The organism is Pseudomonas sp. B2M1-30, assembly GCF_025447575.1.
Lineage (GTDB): Bacteria > Pseudomonadota > Gammaproteobacteria > Pseudomonadales > Pseudomonadaceae > Aquipseudomonas > Aquipseudomonas botevensis.
The window spans coordinates 33,191-51,686 of the sequence record NZ_JAOEJT010000016.1 but is presented as its reverse complement, the minus strand read 5'-3'; the positions used below and the strand labels follow the sequence as shown (position 1 = coordinate 51,686).

The 18,496-nt window shown below is 61.2% G+C and carries 15 protein-coding genes; 5 read left to right on the top strand and 10 right to left on the bottom strand.

All coding sequences use genetic code 11. From position 1 onward, the window contains the following. Nucleotides 1-154: 154 nt before the first annotated feature. The 5 genes from asd to leuC all read right to left on the bottom strand — a co-directional run bounded on the left by asd (nt 155) and on the right by leuC (nt 5,422). Nucleotides 155-1,267 carry an aspartate-semialdehyde dehydrogenase gene (gene asd, locus N8H74_RS25005; RefSeq protein WP_011333354.1) on the bottom strand — a complete coding sequence of 371 codons (1,113 nt, stop codon included), beginning with the start codon at nt 1,265-1,267 and terminating at the stop codon, nt 155-157. A 66-nt stretch (nt 1,268-1,333) separates the two neighbouring features. Continuing rightward, a complete protein-coding gene (leuB, locus tag N8H74_RS25000) occupies nt 1,334-2,416 on the bottom strand; it encodes a 3-isopropylmalate dehydrogenase (protein WP_217831706.1) in 1,083 nt (360 codons plus the stop codon). A 57-nt stretch (nt 2,417-2,473) separates the two neighbouring features. Beyond that, nucleotides 2,474-3,241, bottom strand: a complete 768-nt coding sequence (locus tag N8H74_RS24995; RefSeq protein WP_217831705.1) for a class I SAM-dependent methyltransferase — start codon at nt 3,239-3,241, stop codon at nt 2,474-2,476. A 103-nt stretch (nt 3,242-3,344) separates the two neighbouring features. Continuing rightward, a complete protein-coding gene (gene leuD / locus N8H74_RS24990) occupies nt 3,345-3,989 on the bottom strand; it encodes a 3-isopropylmalate dehydratase small subunit (protein WP_217831704.1) in 645 nt (214 codons plus the stop codon). A gap of 2 nt (nt 3,990-3,991) precedes the next feature. Further along, complete coding sequence (gene leuC, locus N8H74_RS24985; RefSeq protein ID WP_262151099.1) at nt 3,992-5,422, bottom strand: 3-isopropylmalate dehydratase large subunit; 1,431 nt, start codon at nt 5,420-5,422, stop codon at nt 3,992-3,994. A 140-nt stretch (nt 5,423-5,562) separates the two neighbouring features. Between leuC and N8H74_RS24980 the strand changes: the two genes are divergently transcribed. Then, nucleotides 5,563-6,453 (top strand): LysR family transcriptional regulator, encoded by an 891-nt coding sequence (locus tag N8H74_RS24980; RefSeq protein WP_217831702.1) that lies wholly within the window; start codon nt 5,563-5,565, stop codon nt 6,451-6,453. A 68-nt stretch (nt 6,454-6,521) separates the two neighbouring features. After that, complete coding sequence (locus N8H74_RS24975) at nt 6,522-9,800, top strand: bifunctional diguanylate cyclase/phosphodiesterase (RefSeq protein ID WP_262151097.1); 3,279 nt, start codon at nt 6,522-6,524, stop codon at nt 9,798-9,800. A 127-nt stretch (nt 9,801-9,927) separates the two neighbouring features. Here the strand turns inward: N8H74_RS24975 and N8H74_RS24970 are convergent, their stop codons facing one another. Continuing rightward, entirely contained in the window at nt 9,928-10,644 is a 717-nt protein-coding gene (locus N8H74_RS24970; protein WP_262151095.1) for a FadR/GntR family transcriptional regulator, read from the bottom strand. Nucleotides 10,645-11,010: 366 nt separating this feature from the next. On the opposite strand from N8H74_RS24970, the gene N8H74_RS24965 reads away from it, so the two are divergent. Continuing rightward, nucleotides 11,011-12,357, top strand: a complete 1,347-nt coding sequence (locus N8H74_RS24965; protein ID WP_217831699.1) for an MFS transporter — start codon at nt 11,011-11,013, stop codon at nt 12,355-12,357. Nucleotides 12,358-12,381: 24 nt separating this feature from the next. Continuing rightward, nucleotides 12,382-13,725 (top strand): glucarate dehydratase, encoded by a 1,344-nt coding sequence (gene gudD / locus N8H74_RS24960; protein WP_217831698.1) that lies wholly within the window; start codon nt 12,382-12,384, stop codon nt 13,723-13,725. Between the two features lie 25 nt (nt 13,726-13,750). On the opposite strand, the gene N8H74_RS24955 is transcribed toward gudD, so the two are convergent. After that, complete coding sequence (locus tag N8H74_RS24955; RefSeq protein ID WP_217831697.1) at nt 13,751-14,623, bottom strand: LysR family transcriptional regulator; 873 nt, start codon at nt 14,621-14,623, stop codon at nt 13,751-13,753. A gap of 159 nt (nt 14,624-14,782) precedes the next feature. Between N8H74_RS24955 and ampC the strand changes: the two genes are divergently transcribed. Continuing rightward, entirely contained in the window at nt 14,783-15,949 is a 1,167-nt protein-coding gene (gene ampC / locus N8H74_RS24950; RefSeq protein ID WP_262151090.1) for a class C beta-lactamase, read from the top strand. Nucleotides 15,950-16,063: 114 nt separating this feature from the next. On the opposite strand, the gene N8H74_RS24945 is transcribed toward ampC, so the two are convergent. The 3 genes from N8H74_RS24945 to N8H74_RS24935 all read right to left on the bottom strand — a co-directional run bounded on the left by N8H74_RS24945 (nt 16,064) and on the right by N8H74_RS24935 (nt 18,490). Further along, nucleotides 16,064-16,630: a DUF4174 domain-containing protein gene (locus N8H74_RS24945; RefSeq protein WP_262151225.1), complete on the bottom strand. Its 567-nt coding sequence runs from the start codon at nt 16,628-16,630 to the stop codon at nt 16,064-16,066. Nucleotides 16,631-16,834: 204 nt separating this feature from the next. Beyond that, on the bottom strand, nt 16,835-17,620 hold the full coding sequence (locus tag N8H74_RS24940) for a sulfite exporter TauE/SafE family protein (protein WP_262151088.1): 786 nt from the start codon (nt 17,618-17,620) through the stop codon (nt 16,835-16,837). A gap of 120 nt (nt 17,621-17,740) precedes the next feature. After that, entirely contained in the window at nt 17,741-18,490 is a 750-nt protein-coding gene (locus N8H74_RS24935; protein WP_262151086.1) for a hypothetical protein, read from the bottom strand. Between the last annotated feature and the right edge of the window lie 6 nt (nt 18,491-18,496).

Here is an 18,496-nt window from a genome sequence, read left to right as displayed (position 1 = left end):
GGCCTCTGGCGAAACGGGGGGAGCGGCACTTTACCGGCTGAGGGGGATGCAGGCAATTTCTGCCGGGTTTTGCACGGGCTGCACCGACCCCTTCGCGGACATAAAAAAACCCGCACCTCTTTCAAGGCGCGGGTTCTTTGATTGCTTCAGACGATCAACGCTCGAGCAGGATCCGCAGCATGCGGCGCAGCGGCTCGGCCGCGCCCCACAGCAGTTGGTCGCCGACAGTGAACGCGCCGACGAATTGCGAGCCCATGTTCAGCTTGCGCAGACGGCCCACCGGAACATTCAGGGTGCCGGTGACCTTGGTCGGACTCAGCTCCTGCATGCTGATTTCGCGGTTGTTCGGCACCAGCTTGACCCAAGGGTTGTGCTGGCTGATCAGCCCTTCGATATCGGCGATCGGCACGTCTTTGTTCAGCTTGATGGTCAGCGCCTGGCTGTGGCAGCGCATGGCGCCGATGCGCACGCAGATGCCGTCGACCGGGATCGGGCTCTTGAAGCGACCGAGGATCTTGTTGGTTTCGGCCTGGGCCTTCCACTCTTCACGGCTCTGACCGTTCGGCAGTTCCTTGTCGATCCACGGGATCAGGCTGCCGGCCAGGGGCACACCGAAGTTTTCGGTTGGATAGGCGTCGCTGCGCATGGCTTCGGCCACACGACGGTCGATGTCGAGGATCGCGCTGGCAGGATCGGCCAGTTGATCGGCGACAGCGGCGTGGGTCGCGCCCATCTGCTTGATCAGTTCACGCATGTTCTGCGCGCCGGCACCGGAGGCCGCCTGATAGGTCATGGCGCTCATCCACTCGACCAGGCCAGCCTCGAACAGACCGCCCAGGCCCATCAGCATCAGGCTGACGGTGCAGTTGCCGCCGATATAGTTCTTGGTGCCCGCGTCGAGCTGCTGGTCGATGACCTTGCGGTTCACCGGATCGAGAATGATGACCGCATCATCGTTCATCCGCAGGCTCGAGGCCGCGTCGATCCAGTAACCCTGCCAGCCGGCTTCGCGCAGCTTGGGGAACACTTCGCTGGTGTAGTCGCCGCCCTGGCAGGTCAGGATCACGTCGAGGGTCTTCAGCTCTTCAATGCTGTAAGCGTCCTTGAGCGGAGCAATGTCCTTGCCCACGGACGGGCCTTGGCCACCGACATTGGAAGTGGTGAAAAACACCGGCTCGATAAGATCGAAATCCTGCTCTTCCAGCATCCGCTGCATGAGCACGGAACCGACCATGCCGCGCCAACCGATCAGACCTACACGTTTCATCGCAACTACACCTTCTTGAAAAGTGGGCCGCTGCTTCGTATTGAATTTCGCAGCGGGCCGCAGAGATTACAGATTCCGCAGCGCGGCGACTACTGCGTCGCCCATTTCCTGCGTTCCGACTTTAGTGCAACCGGCCGAATAGATATCACCGGTACGCAGGCCCTGATCCAGAACCACGCTGACGGCTTGCTCGATGGCATCGGCCGCATCGTTCAGGTTGAAGCTGTAACGCAACATCATCGACACCGACAGAATGGTCGCCAGCGGGTTGGCGATGCCTTTGCCGGCGATGTCCGGCGCCGAACCGTGGCAAGGCTCGTACATGCCCTTGTTGTTGGCGTCCAGCGAGGCCGACGGCAGCATGCCGATGGAACCGGTGAGCATCGACGCCTCGTCGGACAGGATGTCGCCGAACATGTTGTCGGTGACGATCACGTCGAACTGCTTCGGTGCGCGCACCAGTTGCATCGCGGCGTTGTCGACGTACATGTGGCTCAGCTCGACGTCCGGATAATCCTTGGCGACCTGCTCGACCACTTCACGCCACAGCTGACTGGAGGCCAGCACGTTGGCCTTGTCCACCGAGCACAGTTTCTTGCCACGCACACGGGCCATGTCGAAACCGACACGGGCGATGCGGCGGATTTCGCTTTCGCTGTACGGCAGGGTGTCGTAGGACTGACGCTCGCCGTTTTCCAGAGTACGGGTGCCGCGCGGCGCGCCGAAGTAGATACCGCCGGTCAGCTCGCGGACGATCAGGATGTCCAGGCCGGCAACGATTTCCGGCTTCAGGCTCGAAGCGTCAGCCAGTTGCGGGTACAGGATCGCCGGACGCAGGTTGCCGAACAGGCCCAGTTGCGCACGGATTTTCAGCAGGCCGCGCTCAGGGCGGATGTCACGCTCGATAGTGTCCCATTTCGGGCCACCGACGGCGCCCAGCAGCACCGCGTCAGCGGCGCGGGCACGGTCGAGGGTTTCGTCGGCCAGCGGCACGCCGTGCTTGTCGATGGCCGCGCCACCGATCACGTCATGGCTCAGCTCGAAGCCCAGGCGGTACTTGTCATTGGCCAGCTCCAGAACCTTGACCGCTTCGGCCATGATTTCCGGGCCAATACCGTCACCTGGGAGAATCAGAATCTGCTTGCTCATGCTTTCCTCATGTCTTCAGTCGGTGCGCCGCTGACCGGCGCGCCCGGAAAAATGCTTTTAGCGTTCAGCCATCAGAACCAGTACATCTGTACTGAACGAACCATCGGCCTCAATCTCAAAATATTCGCGCACTTCGTTGCCCATCGACTGCTGCAACTGGCGGATTGCCGCGCGCATCACCTCGGGGGTACGCATGCGCTCGACCCAACTGCTGTACTCCAGACGCAGGCGCTGACGGCTGGTGCTGCGGGTATGCAGACCCGCCTCGCTGACCTGACGCAGCCACTCGCCGGCGCAATAATCGCGCACATGGCTGGTATCGCGCAGCACTTCAACGCTTTGCAGATAGGTGTCGAACAACGGACTGCCCGGCGACATCACGTCAACGAACGCCGCCACACCGCCAGGTTTCAGTACCCGACGCACTTCGCGCAAGGCCAGGCCGAGGTCGCTCCAATGGTGCGCCGAATAACGGCTGAATACGAAGTCGAATTCGCCATCGGCGAACGGCAGGCGCTCGGCGGCACCGTTGACCGTGGTCACATTGCCCAGGCCGCGATCCACGGCAGCCGCCGCAACCACGTCGAGCATCTGCTGCGACAGGTCGTAGGCCACGACCTCCTTCACCAGTGGCGCCACATGAAAACTCACGTGGCCGGCGCCGCAACCCAAGTCCAGCACCCGAGCCTCGCCCTGCCCCGCCACCTCAGCCTGTAGCAGCGCGAATTCGGTGCCTTGAGCGTGAACGGCGCTGCTCAGGTAGGCGGCGGCCTGTTCACCGAATTGCTTTTGTACAACCTGACTGTGCTGGGCGGTGCTGGTCATGGGGGACATCCTTTTGGGGGCAAAACTTTGGGGTGTCTGACCGGGTTCTTCGCGAGCACGCCCACGAAGAACCCGGCCTGACGACATCAATCTCAAATCTTGCTTATGCGTCGCGGAACAACCATGGCTGACTCTTGCGGTGCGCCGCTTCGAACGAAGCAATCGCATCGCCGTCCTGCAAGGTCAGGCCGATATCGTCCAGACCGTTGAGCAGGCAGTGCTTGCGGAACTCGTCGATTTCGAAGCTGTAGGACTTGCCGTCCGGACGGGTCACGGTCTGCGCCTGCAGATCCACCTTCAACTGATAGCCAGGTTCGGCTTCGACCTGCTTGAACAACTCGTCGACTTCTTCATCGGTGAGGATGATCGGCAGCAAGCCGTTCTTGAAGCTGTTGTTGAAGAAGATGTCGGCGTAGCTCGGCGCGATGATGCTGCGGAAACCGTACTCTTCCAGCGCCCACGGCGCGTGTTCACGGCTGGAGCCACAACCGAAGTTCTCCCGGGCCAGCAACACGCTGGCGCCTTGATAACGCTCGGCGTTGAGCACGAAGTCCTTGTTCAGTGGACGCTTGGAGTTGTCCTGATACGGCTGCCCCACATCGAGGTAGCGCCATTCGTCGAACAGGTTCGGGCCGAAGCCGGTGCGTTTGATCGACTTCAGGAATTGCTTGGGGATGATCTGATCGGTGTCGACGTTGGCACGATCCAGCGGCGCCACAAGACCGGTGTGCTGAGTGAAAGCCTTCATGGTTACTGTGCTCCCTGAATCAATTCACGAACGTCGATGAAACGACCGTTCACTGCCGCTGCGGCGGCCATGGCCGGGCTGACGAGGTGGGTACGGCCACCGGCGCCCTGACGGCCTTCGAAGTTACGGTTGGAGGTCGAGGCGCAATGCTCGCCGGACTCCAGGCGGTCCGGGTTCATCGCCAGGCACATCGAGCAACCCGGCTCGCGCCATTCGAAACCGGCCTCGAGGAAAATCTTGTCCAGACCTTCGGCTTCAGCCTGAGCCTTCACCAGACCCGAACCCGGCACGACGATCGCCTGCTTGATGGTCGAGGCGACCTTACGGCCCTTGGCAATCTCCGCCGCCGCGCGCAAGTCTTCGATTCGCGAGTTGGTGCAGGAACCGATGAACACGCGGTCGAGCTGAATGTCGGTGATCGCCTGATTGGCGCTCAAACCCATGTATTTCAAGGCGCGGACGATCGAATCGCGCTTGACCAGATCCACTTCCCTGGCCGGATCCGGCACATTCTGGTCAACGGCCAACACCATTTCCGGCGACGTACCCCAGCTGACTTGCGGCTTGATCTGCGCGGCGTCGAGCTCGATCACGGTGTCGAATTTGGCATCGGCGTCGGACACCAGGTCTTTCCAGGACTCGACCGCTGCGTCCCATTGCGCGCCTTTCGGGGCGAATGGACGACCCTTGACGTATTCCACGGTCTTTTCGTCTGCCGCTACAAGACCCACACGGGCGCCGGCTTCGATGGACATGTTGCAGATGGTCATGCGGCCTTCGACGGACAGGTCGCGGATCGCGCTGCCGGCGAATTCGATGGCATGGCCGTTACCGCCGGCGGTGCCGATCTTGCCGATTACGGCGAGGACGATGTCCTTGGCGGTCACGCCGAACGGCAACTGGCCTTCGACACGCACCAGCATGTTCTTCATTTTCTTGGCGACCAGGCACTGGGTGGCGAGCACATGCTCGACCTCGGAAGTGCCGATACCGTGCGCCAGGGCACCGAAGGCGCCGTGGGTCGAGGTGTGGGAGTCGCCGCAGACCACGGTCATGCCCGGCAAGGTCGCGCCCTGCTCCGGGCTGATGACGTGGACGATGCCCTGGCGGACGTCGTTCATCTTGAACTCGACGATGCCGTACTCATCACAGTTGTCATCGAGGGTCTGAACCTGCAAACGCGAGACCTGGTCGGCAATGGCTTCGATGCCGCCCTTGCGCTCCGGCGTGGTCGGTACGTTGTGGTCCGGGGTCGCGATGTTGGCATCGATGCGCCATGGCTTGCGCCCGGCCAGACGCAGGCCTTCGAAGGCTTGCGGCGAGGTCACTTCATGGATGATGTGACGGTCGATGTAGATCAGCGCGGAGCCATCGTCGCGCTGTTTGACCAAATGCGAATCCCAGAGCTTGTCGTAGAGCGTTTTGCCGGCCATCAGACGTTTCCTCATCAGCTTGTTTCTATGCCCTGGGCTTTTCTATATCCCTTTGGCTTGTGAGGTCGATCCTATGAGGTTAGATTGAATAACTCAAATTCATATTTTTTATGCTTTGAATAACCAACTGGAATACAACCATGGACCTGGCCAATCTCAATGCCTTTATCGCAATTGCCGAAACCGGCAGCTTCTCCGGTGCCGGCGAGCGCCTGCACCTGACGCAACCGGCAATCAGCAAACGCATCGCCGGCCTGGAACAGCAATTGAAGGTGCGGCTGTTCGATCGACTGGGCCGTGAAGTCGGCCTGACCGAGGCCGGCCGGGCCTTGCTGCCAAGGGCTTACCAGATTCTCAACGTGCTGGACGACACCCGCCGCGCCCTGACCAACCTGACCGGCGAGGTCAGCGGCCGCCTGACCCTGGCCACCAGTCACCACATCGGCTTGCACCGCCTGCCGCCCTTATTAAGGGAGTTCACTCGCCGCTACCCACAGGTTGCGCTGGATATTCAGTTCCTCGATTCGGAAGTGGCCTACGAGGAAATTCTCCACGGCCGGGCCGAGCTGGCGGTGATTACCCTGGCCCCGGACCCTCACGCACTGGTCAAGGCTACCCCGGTATGGGACGACCCGCTGGATTTCGTGGTCGCCCCGGAGCACTCGCTGATCAATAACGGCGCGGTCAATCTGGCGGACATCGCCGGTCATCCGGCGGTTTTTCCCGGCGGCAACACCTTTACCCACCATATCGTCCAGCGCCTGTTCGAGGCCCAGGGCCTGACGCCGAACATCGCCATGAGCACCAACTATCTGGAAACCATCAAGATGATGGTCTCCATTGGCCTGGCCTGGAGCGTCCTGCCGCGCACCATGCTCGACGACCAGGTGGCGCGGATACCTTTGCCGGGCATACAGCTCAGTCGCCAGCTAGGCTATATCCTGCACACCGAACGGACGCTGTCGAACGCGGCACGGGCCTTTATGGCCTTGCTGGATGCACAAATCGATCTGCCAGGGACTCACGGCTGACTTGTGCTACTCCTATAGAGCTGCGATCCCCGTGCCAAACGCCCAAACCAGCCCAAGGCCCCTTAACAATGCCGAAATCTGTTGACCGTATTCCGCCGATGCCGCGTATTCAGGCCATTGATCCACGGCGTTCCGAGCAGAGTTGGGAAAGTGCGCCGCAATTGCTCGCGGCGCTCAATGGCGCCCGCCTCGGCGCCTGGTATTGGGACATCGAGCGCGGGCAGATCAGTTGGTCACGCGGCACCCAGGCGTTGTTCGGCTTCGACCCACGGCAACCCCTGCCCGAAGATCTGGAATATCTCGACCTGCTGCCCCCGGAAGACCGGGCAAAAACCATTCGCGCGTTCCACGCGGTGATTGCCGGCGCGCCGCTGGAACAGGCCATGCACCACCGCATCCGCTGGCCCGACGGCAGCCTGCACTGGCTGGAGATCAACGGCAGCCTGCTGCCCGACAAGCACGGCCGGCCCCGAATGATCGGGGTGATCCGGGAAATCACCCACCAAAGGCAACGGGAACAGGCGCTCAGCAGCTCGGAGAAACGTTTCGCCACGCTGTTTCATCTGTGTCCGAACATGGTGTTGCTGACGCGCCAGGAAGACGGCCTGATCAGCGAAGCCAACCAGTATTTCGAAAGCCTGTTCGGCTGGCCGGTGCAGAACGCCATCGGTCGCACCACCCTGGAGCTGGGCCTGTGGGTACATCCCGAACAGCGCGCGGAACTGGTCAAGAAGACCAAGGCCAAGGGCGAACTGATCAGCATGGAGGTGCAATTTCGCGCCAGCAACGGCCAGGTGCACGACGGCATTCTCAGCGCACAGAAGGTCGAACTCGAAGGCCAGCCGTACCTGCTCAGCACTTTTCTCGACACCACCGAGCGCAAAGCGGCGGAACTGGCCCTCAAGGACAGCCAGGAACGCCTCGACCTGGCGCTGGATTCGGCACAACTGGGCACTTGGGACTGGCACATTCCCAGCGGCATGCTCTACGGCTCGGCGCGGGCCGCGCAATTGCACGGGCTGGACCCGAAACCCTTCCACGAACCCTTCGAGGAGTTTTTCGAAGGCGTGCCCGGCGAAGAGCGCGACACCATGCGCAACGCTTATCGCAGCTTGCGCGAAGGCCCGGCAGGCAACTATCAACTGACCTATCGCGTTCAACTGCCGGACGGCAGCTCGCGCTATCTGGAAAGCCGTGCCCGCCTCTACCGCGACGACCAGGGTATGCCACTGCGCATGGCCGGCACCTTGCTGGACATCACCGATCAGGTCGAACGCGAACAGCGCCTCGAAGCCTCGGAAGAGAAATTCGCCACGCTGTTCCAGGTCAGCCCCGACCCGATCTGCGTGACCCGCCAGGACACTGGCGAATTCATCGAGATCAACTCCAGTTTCACCCAGACCTTCGGCTGGACCACCCACGACGTGATCGGCCACACTGCCGAAGAAATCGGCCTGTGGGACGCCTCGGCGAAAAGCCTGCAACGCATCGAACGGGTGATCCGCGAACAAGGCCTGAGCAATGTCGCGATCATCGTCCAGCACAAGGACGGCCAGTCGCTGACCTGCGTGATTTCCAGCCGACAGATCAGCGTCGGCAACCAACCGTGCATCGTCACCACCCTGCGCGACATCACCCAGCAACAACGCTCGGAAGCGGCACTCAAGGCCAGCGAAGAGAAGTTCGCCAAGGCGTTCCACTCCAGCCCCGACGCGATCACCATCACCGAACGCGACACCGGGCGTTATCTGGAGGTCAACGACGGTTTCTGTCGCCTCACCGGCTATCGCGCCGATGAAGTGGTGGGCAAGACCGTGTATCAGGTCGGCATCTGGGCCGAGGAAAAACAACGCTCGGCGCTGCTCGCCGAATTGCAGATCAAGGGCCGCGTTCATCACCAGGAGATGCTTGGGCGCAATAAGCGCGGGGAAATATTGACCGTGGAAGTCTCGGTCGAGCCGATCACCCTCAACGAAACCGCGTGCCTGCTGCTGACCGCCCGGGACGTCAGCCTGCTGAAAAACGCCGAAGCACAGATCCGTCACCTGGCCTATCACGACCCGCTGACCAACCTGCCCAACCGCGCCTTGCTGATGGATCGCCTGAGCCAGCAGATCGCCCTGCTCAAACGCCACAACCTGCGCGGCGCGTTGCTGTTTCTCGACCTGGATCACTTCAAGCACATCAACGACTCGCTGGGCCACCCGGTCGGCGACACCGTGCTGAAAATCATCACCGCGCGACTCGAAGCCAGCGTGCGCATGGAAGACACCGTCGCCCGCCTCGGCGGCGATGAATTCGTGGTGCTGCTCAGCGGTCTGGAGGGCACACGCAACGAAGTCAGCACCCAGGTGCGCGCCCTGGCCGACACCATCCGCGAACTACTCTCGGAACCGATGTTCCTCGACGGCCAGCGCCTGCAAGTGACGCCGAGCATCGGCGTGGCGCTGATTCCCGATCACGGTTCGACCCCGACCGATCTGCTCAAGCGCGCCGACATCGCCCTGTACCGGGCCAAGGATTCCGGGCGCAACACCACGCAGATGTACCACAACACCATGCAGAAAGCGGCCAGCGAGCGGCTGCGCATGGAAACCGACCTGCGCCTGGCGCTGTCCCGTGGCGAATTCGACGTGCATTACCAACCGCAGATCGACGCTCAGGACAATCGCATCATCGGCGCCGAAGCCCTGGTGCGCTGGAACCATCCGGAACTCGGCGCACAATCGCCGGGGGAATTCATCAAAGTGCTGGAAGACAGCGGACTGATCCTCGAAGTCGGCACCTGGATTCTCGACGAGGCCTGCTGCGCGTTCAAAAACCTGATTGCCGAAGGCCTGGTCGATCCGCTGAATTTCACCCTGTGCGTGAACATCAGCCCGCGCCAGTTCCGCCAGAACGATTTCGTCGAACGCATCGAACACAGCATGAGCAGCCATGGCCTGCCCTGCTCGCTGCTGAAACTGGAAATCACCGAAGGCATCGTCATTCAGAACCTGGACGACACCATCAGCAAAATGCGCCGCCTGAAGAAGCTCGGCGTGAGCTTCGCCATGGACGATTTCGGCACCGGTTATTCATCGCTGACCTACCTCAAGCGCTTGCCGGTGGACACGCTGAAGATCGATCAGTCGTTCATCCGCGACGCCACCACCGACCCCAACGACGCCGAAATCATTCGCGCCATCGTCGCCATGGCCCGCAGCCTGGAACTGGAAGTCATCGCCGAAGGCGTGGAAACCCCGGAACAACTGGCATTCCTGCAAGGCCTGGGCTGCCACTTGTATCAAGGCTACCTGCACAGCCGCCCGCTACCGCTGGAAGGCTTGAAAGGACTGCTGAACTGACCTCGCGCCCACATTGCTTCGAGCCCCGTGGGAGCGGGCTTGCTCGCGAATGCGCCAGGTCAGTCAATGATGCAGTTGGAGGTGCCGACGCTTTCGTGGGCAAGCCCACTCCCGCGAAGCGCTGTGGTCAGGCATCTCCCGCCGAGAACCGGTCGCGGCTGTTGGTCAGGTGTAGCCACATTGCCGCGCGGGCAGCGTCCGGGTCCTGACGCTTGATCGCGTTGAGAATCGCCTCGTGTTCCAGATTGGCCAGTTGCCCGAGCTTGCTCAAATCCGCCGCCCCCCGCTCGGCGGCATTGACCCGGGCTCGCGGAATCATGGCGTTGCCCAAATGCTGGGTGATTTCAGTGAAACAGGCATTGCCGGTAGCCTCGGCGATCAACAGATGAAAGCGCCGGTCGGCCTCGACGCAACTGTCGTTGTTGGCGAGCAGGCGCTGATAGTCGTCCAGGGACTGACGCATCTGCACCAGTTGCTGCTCGGTCCGGCGTTGCGCCGCCAGCGCCGCCGCCTGGGTTTCCAGGCCCATGCGCAACTCCAGAATGCTGCGTACCCCCAGCGCCGTGTCGACATTCAGTCGCAAGCCCTGCTCCGGCGCACGCTCGATGACAAACGTGCCGATGCCGTGACGCGTTTCCACCAGACCTGAAGCCTGCAACTTGGAAATCGCCTCGCGCACCACCGTGCGACTGACACCGTGCTCCTGAACGATCGAGTTTTCCGAAGGCAACTTGTCCCCCGGCAGCATCTGGCCGAGCAGGATGCTCTGGGCCAGTTTTTCCACCAGGTCGTGGGCCAGGCTGTGGCTGCGCTTGCGCGCCGGGGCGTCGAGGTCTTCTTGCATGGTCGGTTCCGGTGGACGGGGCTTTCGGATCGTAGCACCGCGAGGCTTGAGCATTGAGTGAAATCTGCGTGGAAACACACCTCAACTTGTATGACAACATTCAAGAAACTTACAAATCCCGGCTCAAAAATCTACTTTCCCATGAAACATCCTGAAGAAAGCCCACCGCAAGACGCCGCCTACAAAACCCATCAAAGCCCAATAAAACGGCACATTCAAATCAAAAAGCATAAAAAACGTCCCATACAGAGAAATTTGATTGGCTCGCCAACCTTGTAGGACAAAAAAATCTAGTTGTATGATGTCTATCAACAACGCAACATCCAGCCACACCCCGCATAAAAATAACGAGTGGGAGAAAATCCAGTGAAAACATCCATTACCGGGATGAACGAGGGCGTCGACTCAGCGCTGTCCTCGGCCATTTCCAAAGTCAAACGCCACATCCTGCCGCTGTTCGTGATCATGTTCATCGTCAACTACATTGACCGGGTGAACATCGGCTTCGTCCGTACTCACATGGAACACGACCTGGGCATCGGTGCCGCTGCCTATGGTTTCGGCGCCGGTCTGTTCTTCATCGGTTACGCGCTGTTCGAAGTCCCTTCCAACATGCTGTTGCAAAAGGTCGGCGCACGGATCTGGCTGACCCGGATCATGCTCACCTGGGGCCTGGTGGCCGCCGGCATGGCGTTCATCCAGAACGAAACACACTTCTATATCCTGCGATTTCTGCTCGGCGTGGCCGAGGCCGGCTTCTTTCCAGGGGTGATCTATTACTTCACTCGCTGGCTGCCGGCGGCCGAGCGCGGCAAGGCGATCGCAATCTTCCTCAGCGGTTCGGCAGTGGCCTCGCTGATCTCTGGCCCGCTGTCCGGCCTGCTGTTGCAAATCAACGGCCTGGGCATGCACGGCTGGCAATGGATGTACTTCATTGAAGGGATGTTCTCGGTCGGCCTTTGCGTGTTCGTCTGGTTCTGGCTCGACGCCAAACCCCACGACGCCAAGTGGCTGAGCCGCGCCGAACAGGACGCGCTGGTCGACGCCATCGACGCCGAACAACGGGCGCGGGAAGCCGCGACGGCGATCAAGCCGTCACTGGGCAAGCTGCTCAAGGACCGTCAGATCATCCTGTTCTGCCTGATCTACTTCTTCATTCAACTGACCATCTACGCCGCGACCTTCTGGCTGCCGAGCATCATCAAGAAGATGGGCGAGATGAGCGACTTCCAGGTCGGTTTGTTCAACTCGATTCCGTGGTTGCTGTCGATCCTCGGCATGTACGCCTTCGCGTCGTTCTCGGCGAAGTGGAAGCACCAACAGGCGTGGGTTGCCACGGCATTGCTGATCGCGGCGGCGGGGATGTTCATGTCGACCACCGGCGGGCCGGTCTTTGCCTTCGTGGCGATCTGTTTTGCCGCACTGGGCTTCAAATCCGCCTCGTCGCTGTTCTGGCCGATTCCCCAGGCGTACCTCGATGCGCGCATCGCCGCTGCGGTGATCGCGCTGATCAACTCGGTGGGCAACCTCGGCGGCTTCGTCGCGCCGACCACCTTCGGCCTGCTCGAACAACACACCGGCTCGATCCAGGGCGGCCTCTACGGCCTGGCCGGAACCTCGATCATCGCCGCGATCATCGTCTTCTACGCCCGCACCCAACCCAAATCCGCACCTGACGTCGCCGTGGCCGATGCCGCGCCGAAGCACGCCTGAATTCCGTTACGAAGGACAACAACCATGACCATCCACGACATCGCCAAAGCCCCGATCATCACCGACATGCAAGTCATTCCGGTGGCCGGCCACGACGGCATGCTGCTGAACCTGAGCGGCGCCCACGGGCCGTTTTTCACCCGCAACATCGTCATCCTCAAGGACAATTCCGGGCACACCGGCGTCGGCGAAGTGCCCGGTGGCGAGCGCATCCGCCAGACGCTGGAAGACGCACGTGCCCTGGTGGTCGGCAGCCCGATCGGCACCTATCAGAAAATCCTCAATCAAGTCCGCCAGACCTTCGCTGACCGCGATGCCGGCGGCCGGGGCCTGCAAACCTTCGACCTGCGCATCACCATCCACGCCGTCACCGGCCTGGAAGCCGCTCTGCTCGACCTGCTCGGCCAGCACCTCGACGTGCCGGTGGCGGCGCTGCTCGGCGAAGGCCAGCAACGTGATGCAGTGAAAATGCTTGGTTATCTGTTCTACGTCGGCGACCCGCGGGAAACCGACCTCGCCTACCGCAGCGAACCGGACGCCGACAACGACTGGTTCCGCGTCCGCCACGAAAAAGCCCTGAGCGCCGACGCCGTGGTGCGTCTGGCCGAGGCTGCGCACGCACGCTATGGCTTCCAGGACTTCAAGCTCAAGGGCGGCGTGCTCAGTGGCGATGCCGAAATCGAAGCGGTGACGGCGCTGGCCGAACGTTTCCCCGACGCACGCATCACCCTCGACCCGAACGGTGCGTGGTCACTGAAAGAAGCCGTGCGCCTGTGCCGCGATCAGCATCAGGTTCTGGCTTACGCCGAAGACCCGTGCGGCGCGGAAAACGGCTACTCGGGCCGCGAGGTGATGGCCGAGTTCCGCCGTGCCACCGGCCTGAAAACCGCGACCAACATGATCGCCACCGACTGGCGGGAAATGGGCCATGCAATCCAGCTGCAATCAGTGGACATTCCGCTGGCCGACCCGCACTTCTGGACGATGCAGGGCTCGGTGCGCGTGGCGCAGATGTGCCACGAGTGGGGCCTGACCTGGGGCTCGCACTCCAACAACCACTTCGACATTTCCCTGGCAATGTTCACCCACGTCGCGGCAGCGGCACCGGGTGATATCACCGCCATCGACACTCACTGGATCTGGCAGGACGGCCAGCGCCTGACCAAAGCGCCGCTGCAGATTGTCGACGGTTGCGTGCAAGTGCCACAGAAACCGGGGCTGGGGGTGGAACTGGATCTGGATCAAGTCGCCAAGGCCCACGAGCTGTACAAAGGCATGGGCCTGGGCGCGCGGGACGACAGCGTGGCGATGCAGTTTCTGATTCCCGGCTGGAAGTTCGATAACAAAAAGCCGTGCCTGGTGCGCTGAACATCCCACAGATCGAGGTCGCGTATCAGGCCGAGGCTTGCAGCAGCCAGTGTTTGAACGCCGTCATCGCCGAGGTTTCCGGCCGTGACTGCAACCGGGTCAGCCAATAGCTGCCGGTGGTGATTTCGATGGCAAACGGCTGGCGGATGGTGTCTGCCGCCAGTTGCCGGGCAAACATCATCGGCGGCGCCAGGGCCACGCCACTGCCCTGCAACGCCGCCTCCATCATCGCCAGCGACGAGTCGAACACGATGCTTTGCGGCGGCGCGGCGTGGGTCGCAAGACCTGCGGCGTGAAACCACTCCGGCCATTCATCGGTGCGATAGGAGCGCAACAGGCGCTGTTGCAGCAAGTCCCCCGGCGTGTGCAGTTGCCGGGCCAGCTCCGGCACGCACAACACCGACAGCGGTGCTTCAAGCAAGCGCGTTGCTTCGATGCCATGCCACGCGCCCGCGCCAAAGCGGATCGCATAATCCAGCCCCTCAGCGGCAACATCGACCCGGTTGTTGTTGGTCGACAGCCGCAAATCTATTAGCGGATGTTTCGCCTGGAAGTCCGCCAGCCTCGGCAACAACCAGCCGACAGCGAACGTCCCGACCGCCCCGACCGTGAGCATTTCCCGATACTGCCCGCCCGCCAGACGCTCGAGCATCTGCGCGATATGGTCGAAAGAGGTGGTCAGAACCGGCAGCAAGGTTTCCCCTTCCCCGGTCAGCATCAGCCCACGGGGCAAGCGTTTGAACAGGGTCACGTTGAGCTGCGCCTCGAGGCTTTTCACCTGATGGCTCACCGCCGCCTGGGTCACGCACAACTCCACGGCGGCGCGAGTGAAGCTCAGATGACGCGCGGAAGCTTCGAACGCACGCAGGGCATTGAGGGGCAATTGAGGTCGAATCATGGCCAGTCCCAAATTTTTCTAATGGCTCATCTGAGATATCGTCGTTTGTCGATCGCCGCCGGACTGCCTAGATTTGGCGGCGCTGATCAGCCGCCTGACGAAAACCGCTCGCAGTGTAGCGGCATAAGACAATCAACACTCATGGAGAGTGGTTTCCACATGCATCCAAGAAAACTGACCAGACTCAAGTCCTATAGCGCCTTCGGACTTTTCTTCAGCACCGCCGCCTGCCTGGCCGCGCCTCATTCCGAGGAGCAGATGCGAGCGCTGGTCGATGCGACGGTCGCGCCCGTCATGCAACAACAGAACATTCCCGGCCTTGCCGTGGCCATCACGGTCGATGGCCAGCCGCATTACTTTAACTACGGCGTCGCGGCGAAGGATACCGGTCAGAAAGTCAGCGAAAACACCCTGTTCGAGATCGGCTCGGTGAGCAAAACCTTCACCGCAACCCTCGGCGGTTACGCCCAGGCCAGCGGCAAACTGGATTTCTCGGCTATGGCCAGCAGCGTCCTCCCCGCCCTTCGCGGCAGCGCCTTCGACAAGATCAGCGTACTGCAACTCGGCACCTACAGCGCTGGCGGCCTGCCGCTGCAATTTCCGGACAACGCGGATTCTTCCGACAAGATGCTCGGTTATTTCCAACACTGGAAACCGGTTTATCCCGCAGGCAGCCATCGCCAGTACTCCAACCCGAGTATCGGGCTGTTCGGCTTCCTGACCGCCAAAAGCCTCGGCCAACCGTTCGATCAGGCGATGACCGAAACGCTGCTGCCGAAACTTGGCTTGCAGCACACCTTCCTGAAGGTGCCAACGACGCACGCGGATCTCTACGCCCAGGGCTATGACAAGACTGACAAACCGGTACGCGTCGGCCCCGGCGCCCTCGACGGTGAAGCCTACGGGGTGAAGACCAGCGCAGCAGATCTGCTCAAGTACCTCGACGCCAACCTCAACAGCGCGAAACTCGAAGCACCGCTACAAAAAGCCATCGCCCTCACCCACACCGGTTACTACACCGTCGGCGACATGACTCAGGGCCTGGGCTGGGAACGCTACACATACCCGATCAGCCTTGAGCGCTTGCTGGATGGCAACTCCACGCCGATGGCGATGGAAGCGCACAAGGTCCAATGGCTCAACCCGCCACAACCGGAACCGCAGAACGTACTGTTCAACAAGACCGGCTCCACCAGCGGCTTCGGCGCGTATGCGGCGTTCGTGCCGTCGAAGAAGATCGGCATTGTGATTCTGGCCAACCGTAATTATCCGAATGCGGAACGGGTGAAGATTGCGCACCGGATTCTCGGAGAGTTGGCCGAGTGATCCAGCAATAAAAATGGGCGACCTGCAAAGGTCGCCCATTTTTATTGTGCTTGAGGCTACGCCTGCAATCGCCAGTCCAGGACGATTAAAATTCATCACCCCTGAAGCAACCCCTCAATCATCCGGCATTTCCGGCGGCTTGCTCGGTTTGGCTGGCTTGGCGGGTTTGGTGCCCTTCGCGCCTTTCGCCGGTGCCGGCTCGGTGGCGGCTGGCGTTGCCACGCTCGGTACGACGACCTCCTTCTCGGATGCTGGCAAGGCATCGATGGTGTCGAAGATTTTCTTCAGGTTCACCGACGCCGTTTCGTCGCCCGATGCGGAGAGTTTGGTTTCGCCGTCCTTGCCGATCAGGAAGAACTTCGGATAAGCCCCGGCGCCCATTTTCAGGGAGCGCAGCAGCGCCATGGTGTCCTGCTGACCGAGGTCCTTGCCATCGAGCTGGCCGGCCATGTTGAGGATCGTGTAGACCTTGATATTGCGATCGGCGACGCCTTTTTTGTTGGCTGGATCTTCCAGCTCCTTTTTCAGGCTCGTCCACTTGGGATCAACAGTGCTGGACGCGATCACGATCAGTGGCCGGAACCTCCCCACATCCCCGGCAGTCGGCGAGTCGTTTTCAGCGGCGAACAAGGGGCCGGCAATCGCCAGCAAGAGTGTCAGGGTCAATGACCTGATGAGCATGCGCATCTCCTTTTGATATCCACGCTCTAATGATTGCGCATCGTGGCGATTGTTCCGGGGGGCGCCCGGCAAAAGTGTTTCGCCTTGCTCAAAGCGTAGGTCAGCAACGATTTTGCGCAACCGGCCAGGTGCTGATCCTGACCGGCATTTGATGATCTTTCATGACGGTTTGATGCGGGGAAAATCGCAGGGATTGGCGTCAGATCAGAACGCCAGTTTGTACCCGATCAGTACCAGCATGGTCGCCAGGCACGGGCGCAGCAGTTCGTCGGAGATGCGCCCGGTGAGGTGGCTGCCGAGCCAGATGCCCGGCAGCGAGCCGAGCAACAGGTAGCCCAGCACGCCCCAATCCATGTTGCCCATGCTCGCGTGGCCAAGGCCGGCGACCAGGGTCAGCGGTACGGCGTGAGCGATTTCGGTGCCGACCAGGCGCCGGGTCGGCAGCAGCGGATAGAGAATGAACAGCGCAACAGTGCCCAGGGCGCCGGCACCGATCGAGGTCAGCGCAACCATGGTGCCAAGGATCAGCCCGGTGAGCACGGTCATGGCATTCAGGCGTGCGCCGCTCGGGTTGTAGTTGCCGCCAGCCCGTTTGTGGGCGAACGCCAGCAGACGCTTCTTGAAGAAAATCGCCAGCGCCGTGGCGAACAGCACGAAGCCCAGGGCTTGTTTGATGATGGCGTTCATCGCATCCGGCGCGGTGTGCAGGGTGCTGAGAAACCACAAGGTCATCGCCACCGCCGGCACGCTGCCGAGGGTCAGCCAACCGGTGATGGACCAGTCGATGTTGTTGTTTTTCTTGTGAACCAGAACGCCGCTGGATTTGGTAATGGCGGCGTACAGCAGGTCAGTGCCCACCGCTGTCGCCGGGTTGATGCCGAACCACAGCAGGATCGGCGTCATCAGCGAACCGCCGCCGACACCGGTCATGCCGACAATAAAACCCACCACCAGCCCGGCAATCACCAGGCCGAAATTTGCCAATTCCATTAAGACGTCCAGAAAAACGACAGGAAAAATCTGGCCCGCAGCATAGCGATTTTTCTTATAACCTCCTATATCGATAGGATCTATCGTTATGCCTTTCCACTATACTCCGCGAGACGGCGTTCACTGCACCGGCAGGAAATTCAGGAACAACAGACTCTGCGCGTAGTTCAGACCGATACGCCGGTAACGCTCATCGAGCATCTGGGTCAGCAGGTCCAGGCGCGCCACGACTTTGCCGAATTCGGTGGCGAAACTCAGGTTGCTGCCCTCCTCGGAAATTTCATTGGAGAACAACAGCGGCTGGCCTTCCTTGTTCTGACGCTGGGACAGAATCCATGTGGCCTTCTCGATATTGCGCGCGGCGTTGTTGACGAAGGTCGGGTTGATCGCGTCGGTCATGTAGAACTCGAGGCGGTTGCCGTGAGCGGTCACCAACATGCTGCCGATCGCATAGATGAAAGCGCCGACCCGATCCCCGAGAAACTCCGGGCTCATGGCGTAACTCAGGGCCGCCAGGTCCTTCTTGCCGCCCAGGGTCGGCAGCGGCTGTTGCTGCTCGATGGCCTGGCGCACCTGTTTCACCGCCGTGTTGACGTCGAGAAATCCTGATTTGCGCAACTCGTCCGGGTTGCGCAGGTAGAGCTTGCTCATCAGCAGATAGAGGCTGTCGAGGTTGTCGCGCATCGCCAGGGTCGCCATGCGGTCGACGCTGGTCTGGAGAAACTCCTGGGGTTTGGCCTGGCGAAACTGGGTGACGAAATCGTTGCCGTCCTGATGACTGCAACCGCCGAGCAACAGCGTCGACAGACACGCCGGCAACAGGCACAGACAACGCAAAAACACAGTGATCTGGGTAACGACTCGGGGCATGAATTC

What these genes read in the sequence shown, in the direction of transcription:
- asd (WP_011333354.1), bottom strand. Translation starts at nt 1,267, where the DNA reads ATGAAACGTGTAGGTCTGATCGGTTGGCGCGGCATGGTCGGTTCCGTG.
- leuB (WP_217831706.1), bottom strand. Translation starts at nt 2,416, where the DNA reads ATGAGCAAGCAGATTCTGATTCTCCCAGGTGACGGTATTGGCCCGGAA.
- N8H74_RS24995 (WP_217831705.1), bottom strand. Translation starts at nt 3,241, where the DNA reads ATGACCAGCACCGCCCAGCACAGTCAGGTTGTACAAAAGCAATTCGGT.
- leuD (WP_217831704.1), bottom strand. Translation starts at nt 3,989, where the DNA reads ATGAAGGCTTTCACTCAGCACACCGGTCTTGTGGCGCCGCTGGATCGT.
- leuC (WP_262151099.1), bottom strand. Translation starts at nt 5,422, where the DNA reads ATGGCCGGCAAAACGCTCTACGACAAGCTCTGGGATTCGCATTTGGTC.
- N8H74_RS24980 (WP_217831702.1), top strand. Translation starts at nt 5,563, where the DNA reads ATGGACCTGGCCAATCTCAATGCCTTTATCGCAATTGCCGAAACCGGC.
- N8H74_RS24975 (WP_262151097.1), top strand. Translation starts at nt 6,522, where the DNA reads ATGCCGAAATCTGTTGACCGTATTCCGCCGATGCCGCGTATTCAGGCC.
- N8H74_RS24970 (WP_262151095.1), bottom strand. Translation starts at nt 10,644, where the DNA reads ATGCAAGAAGACCTCGACGCCCCGGCGCGCAAGCGCAGCCACAGCCTG.
- gudD (WP_217831698.1), top strand. Translation starts at nt 12,382, where the DNA reads ATGACCATCCACGACATCGCCAAAGCCCCGATCATCACCGACATGCAA.
- N8H74_RS24955 (WP_217831697.1), bottom strand. Translation starts at nt 14,623, where the DNA reads ATGATTCGACCTCAATTGCCCCTCAATGCCCTGCGTGCGTTCGAAGCT.
- ampC (WP_262151090.1), top strand. Translation starts at nt 14,783, where the DNA reads ATGCATCCAAGAAAACTGACCAGACTCAAGTCCTATAGCGCCTTCGGA.
- N8H74_RS24945 (WP_262151225.1), bottom strand. Translation starts at nt 16,630, where the DNA reads ATGCTCATCAGGTCATTGACCCTGACACTCTTGCTGGCGATTGCCGGC.
- N8H74_RS24940 (WP_262151088.1), bottom strand. Translation starts at nt 17,620, where the DNA reads ATGGAATTGGCAAATTTCGGCCTGGTGATTGCCGGGCTGGTGGTGGGT.
- N8H74_RS24935 (WP_262151086.1), bottom strand. Translation starts at nt 18,490, where the DNA reads ATGCCCCGAGTCGTTACCCAGATCACTGTGTTTTTGCGTTGTCTGTGC.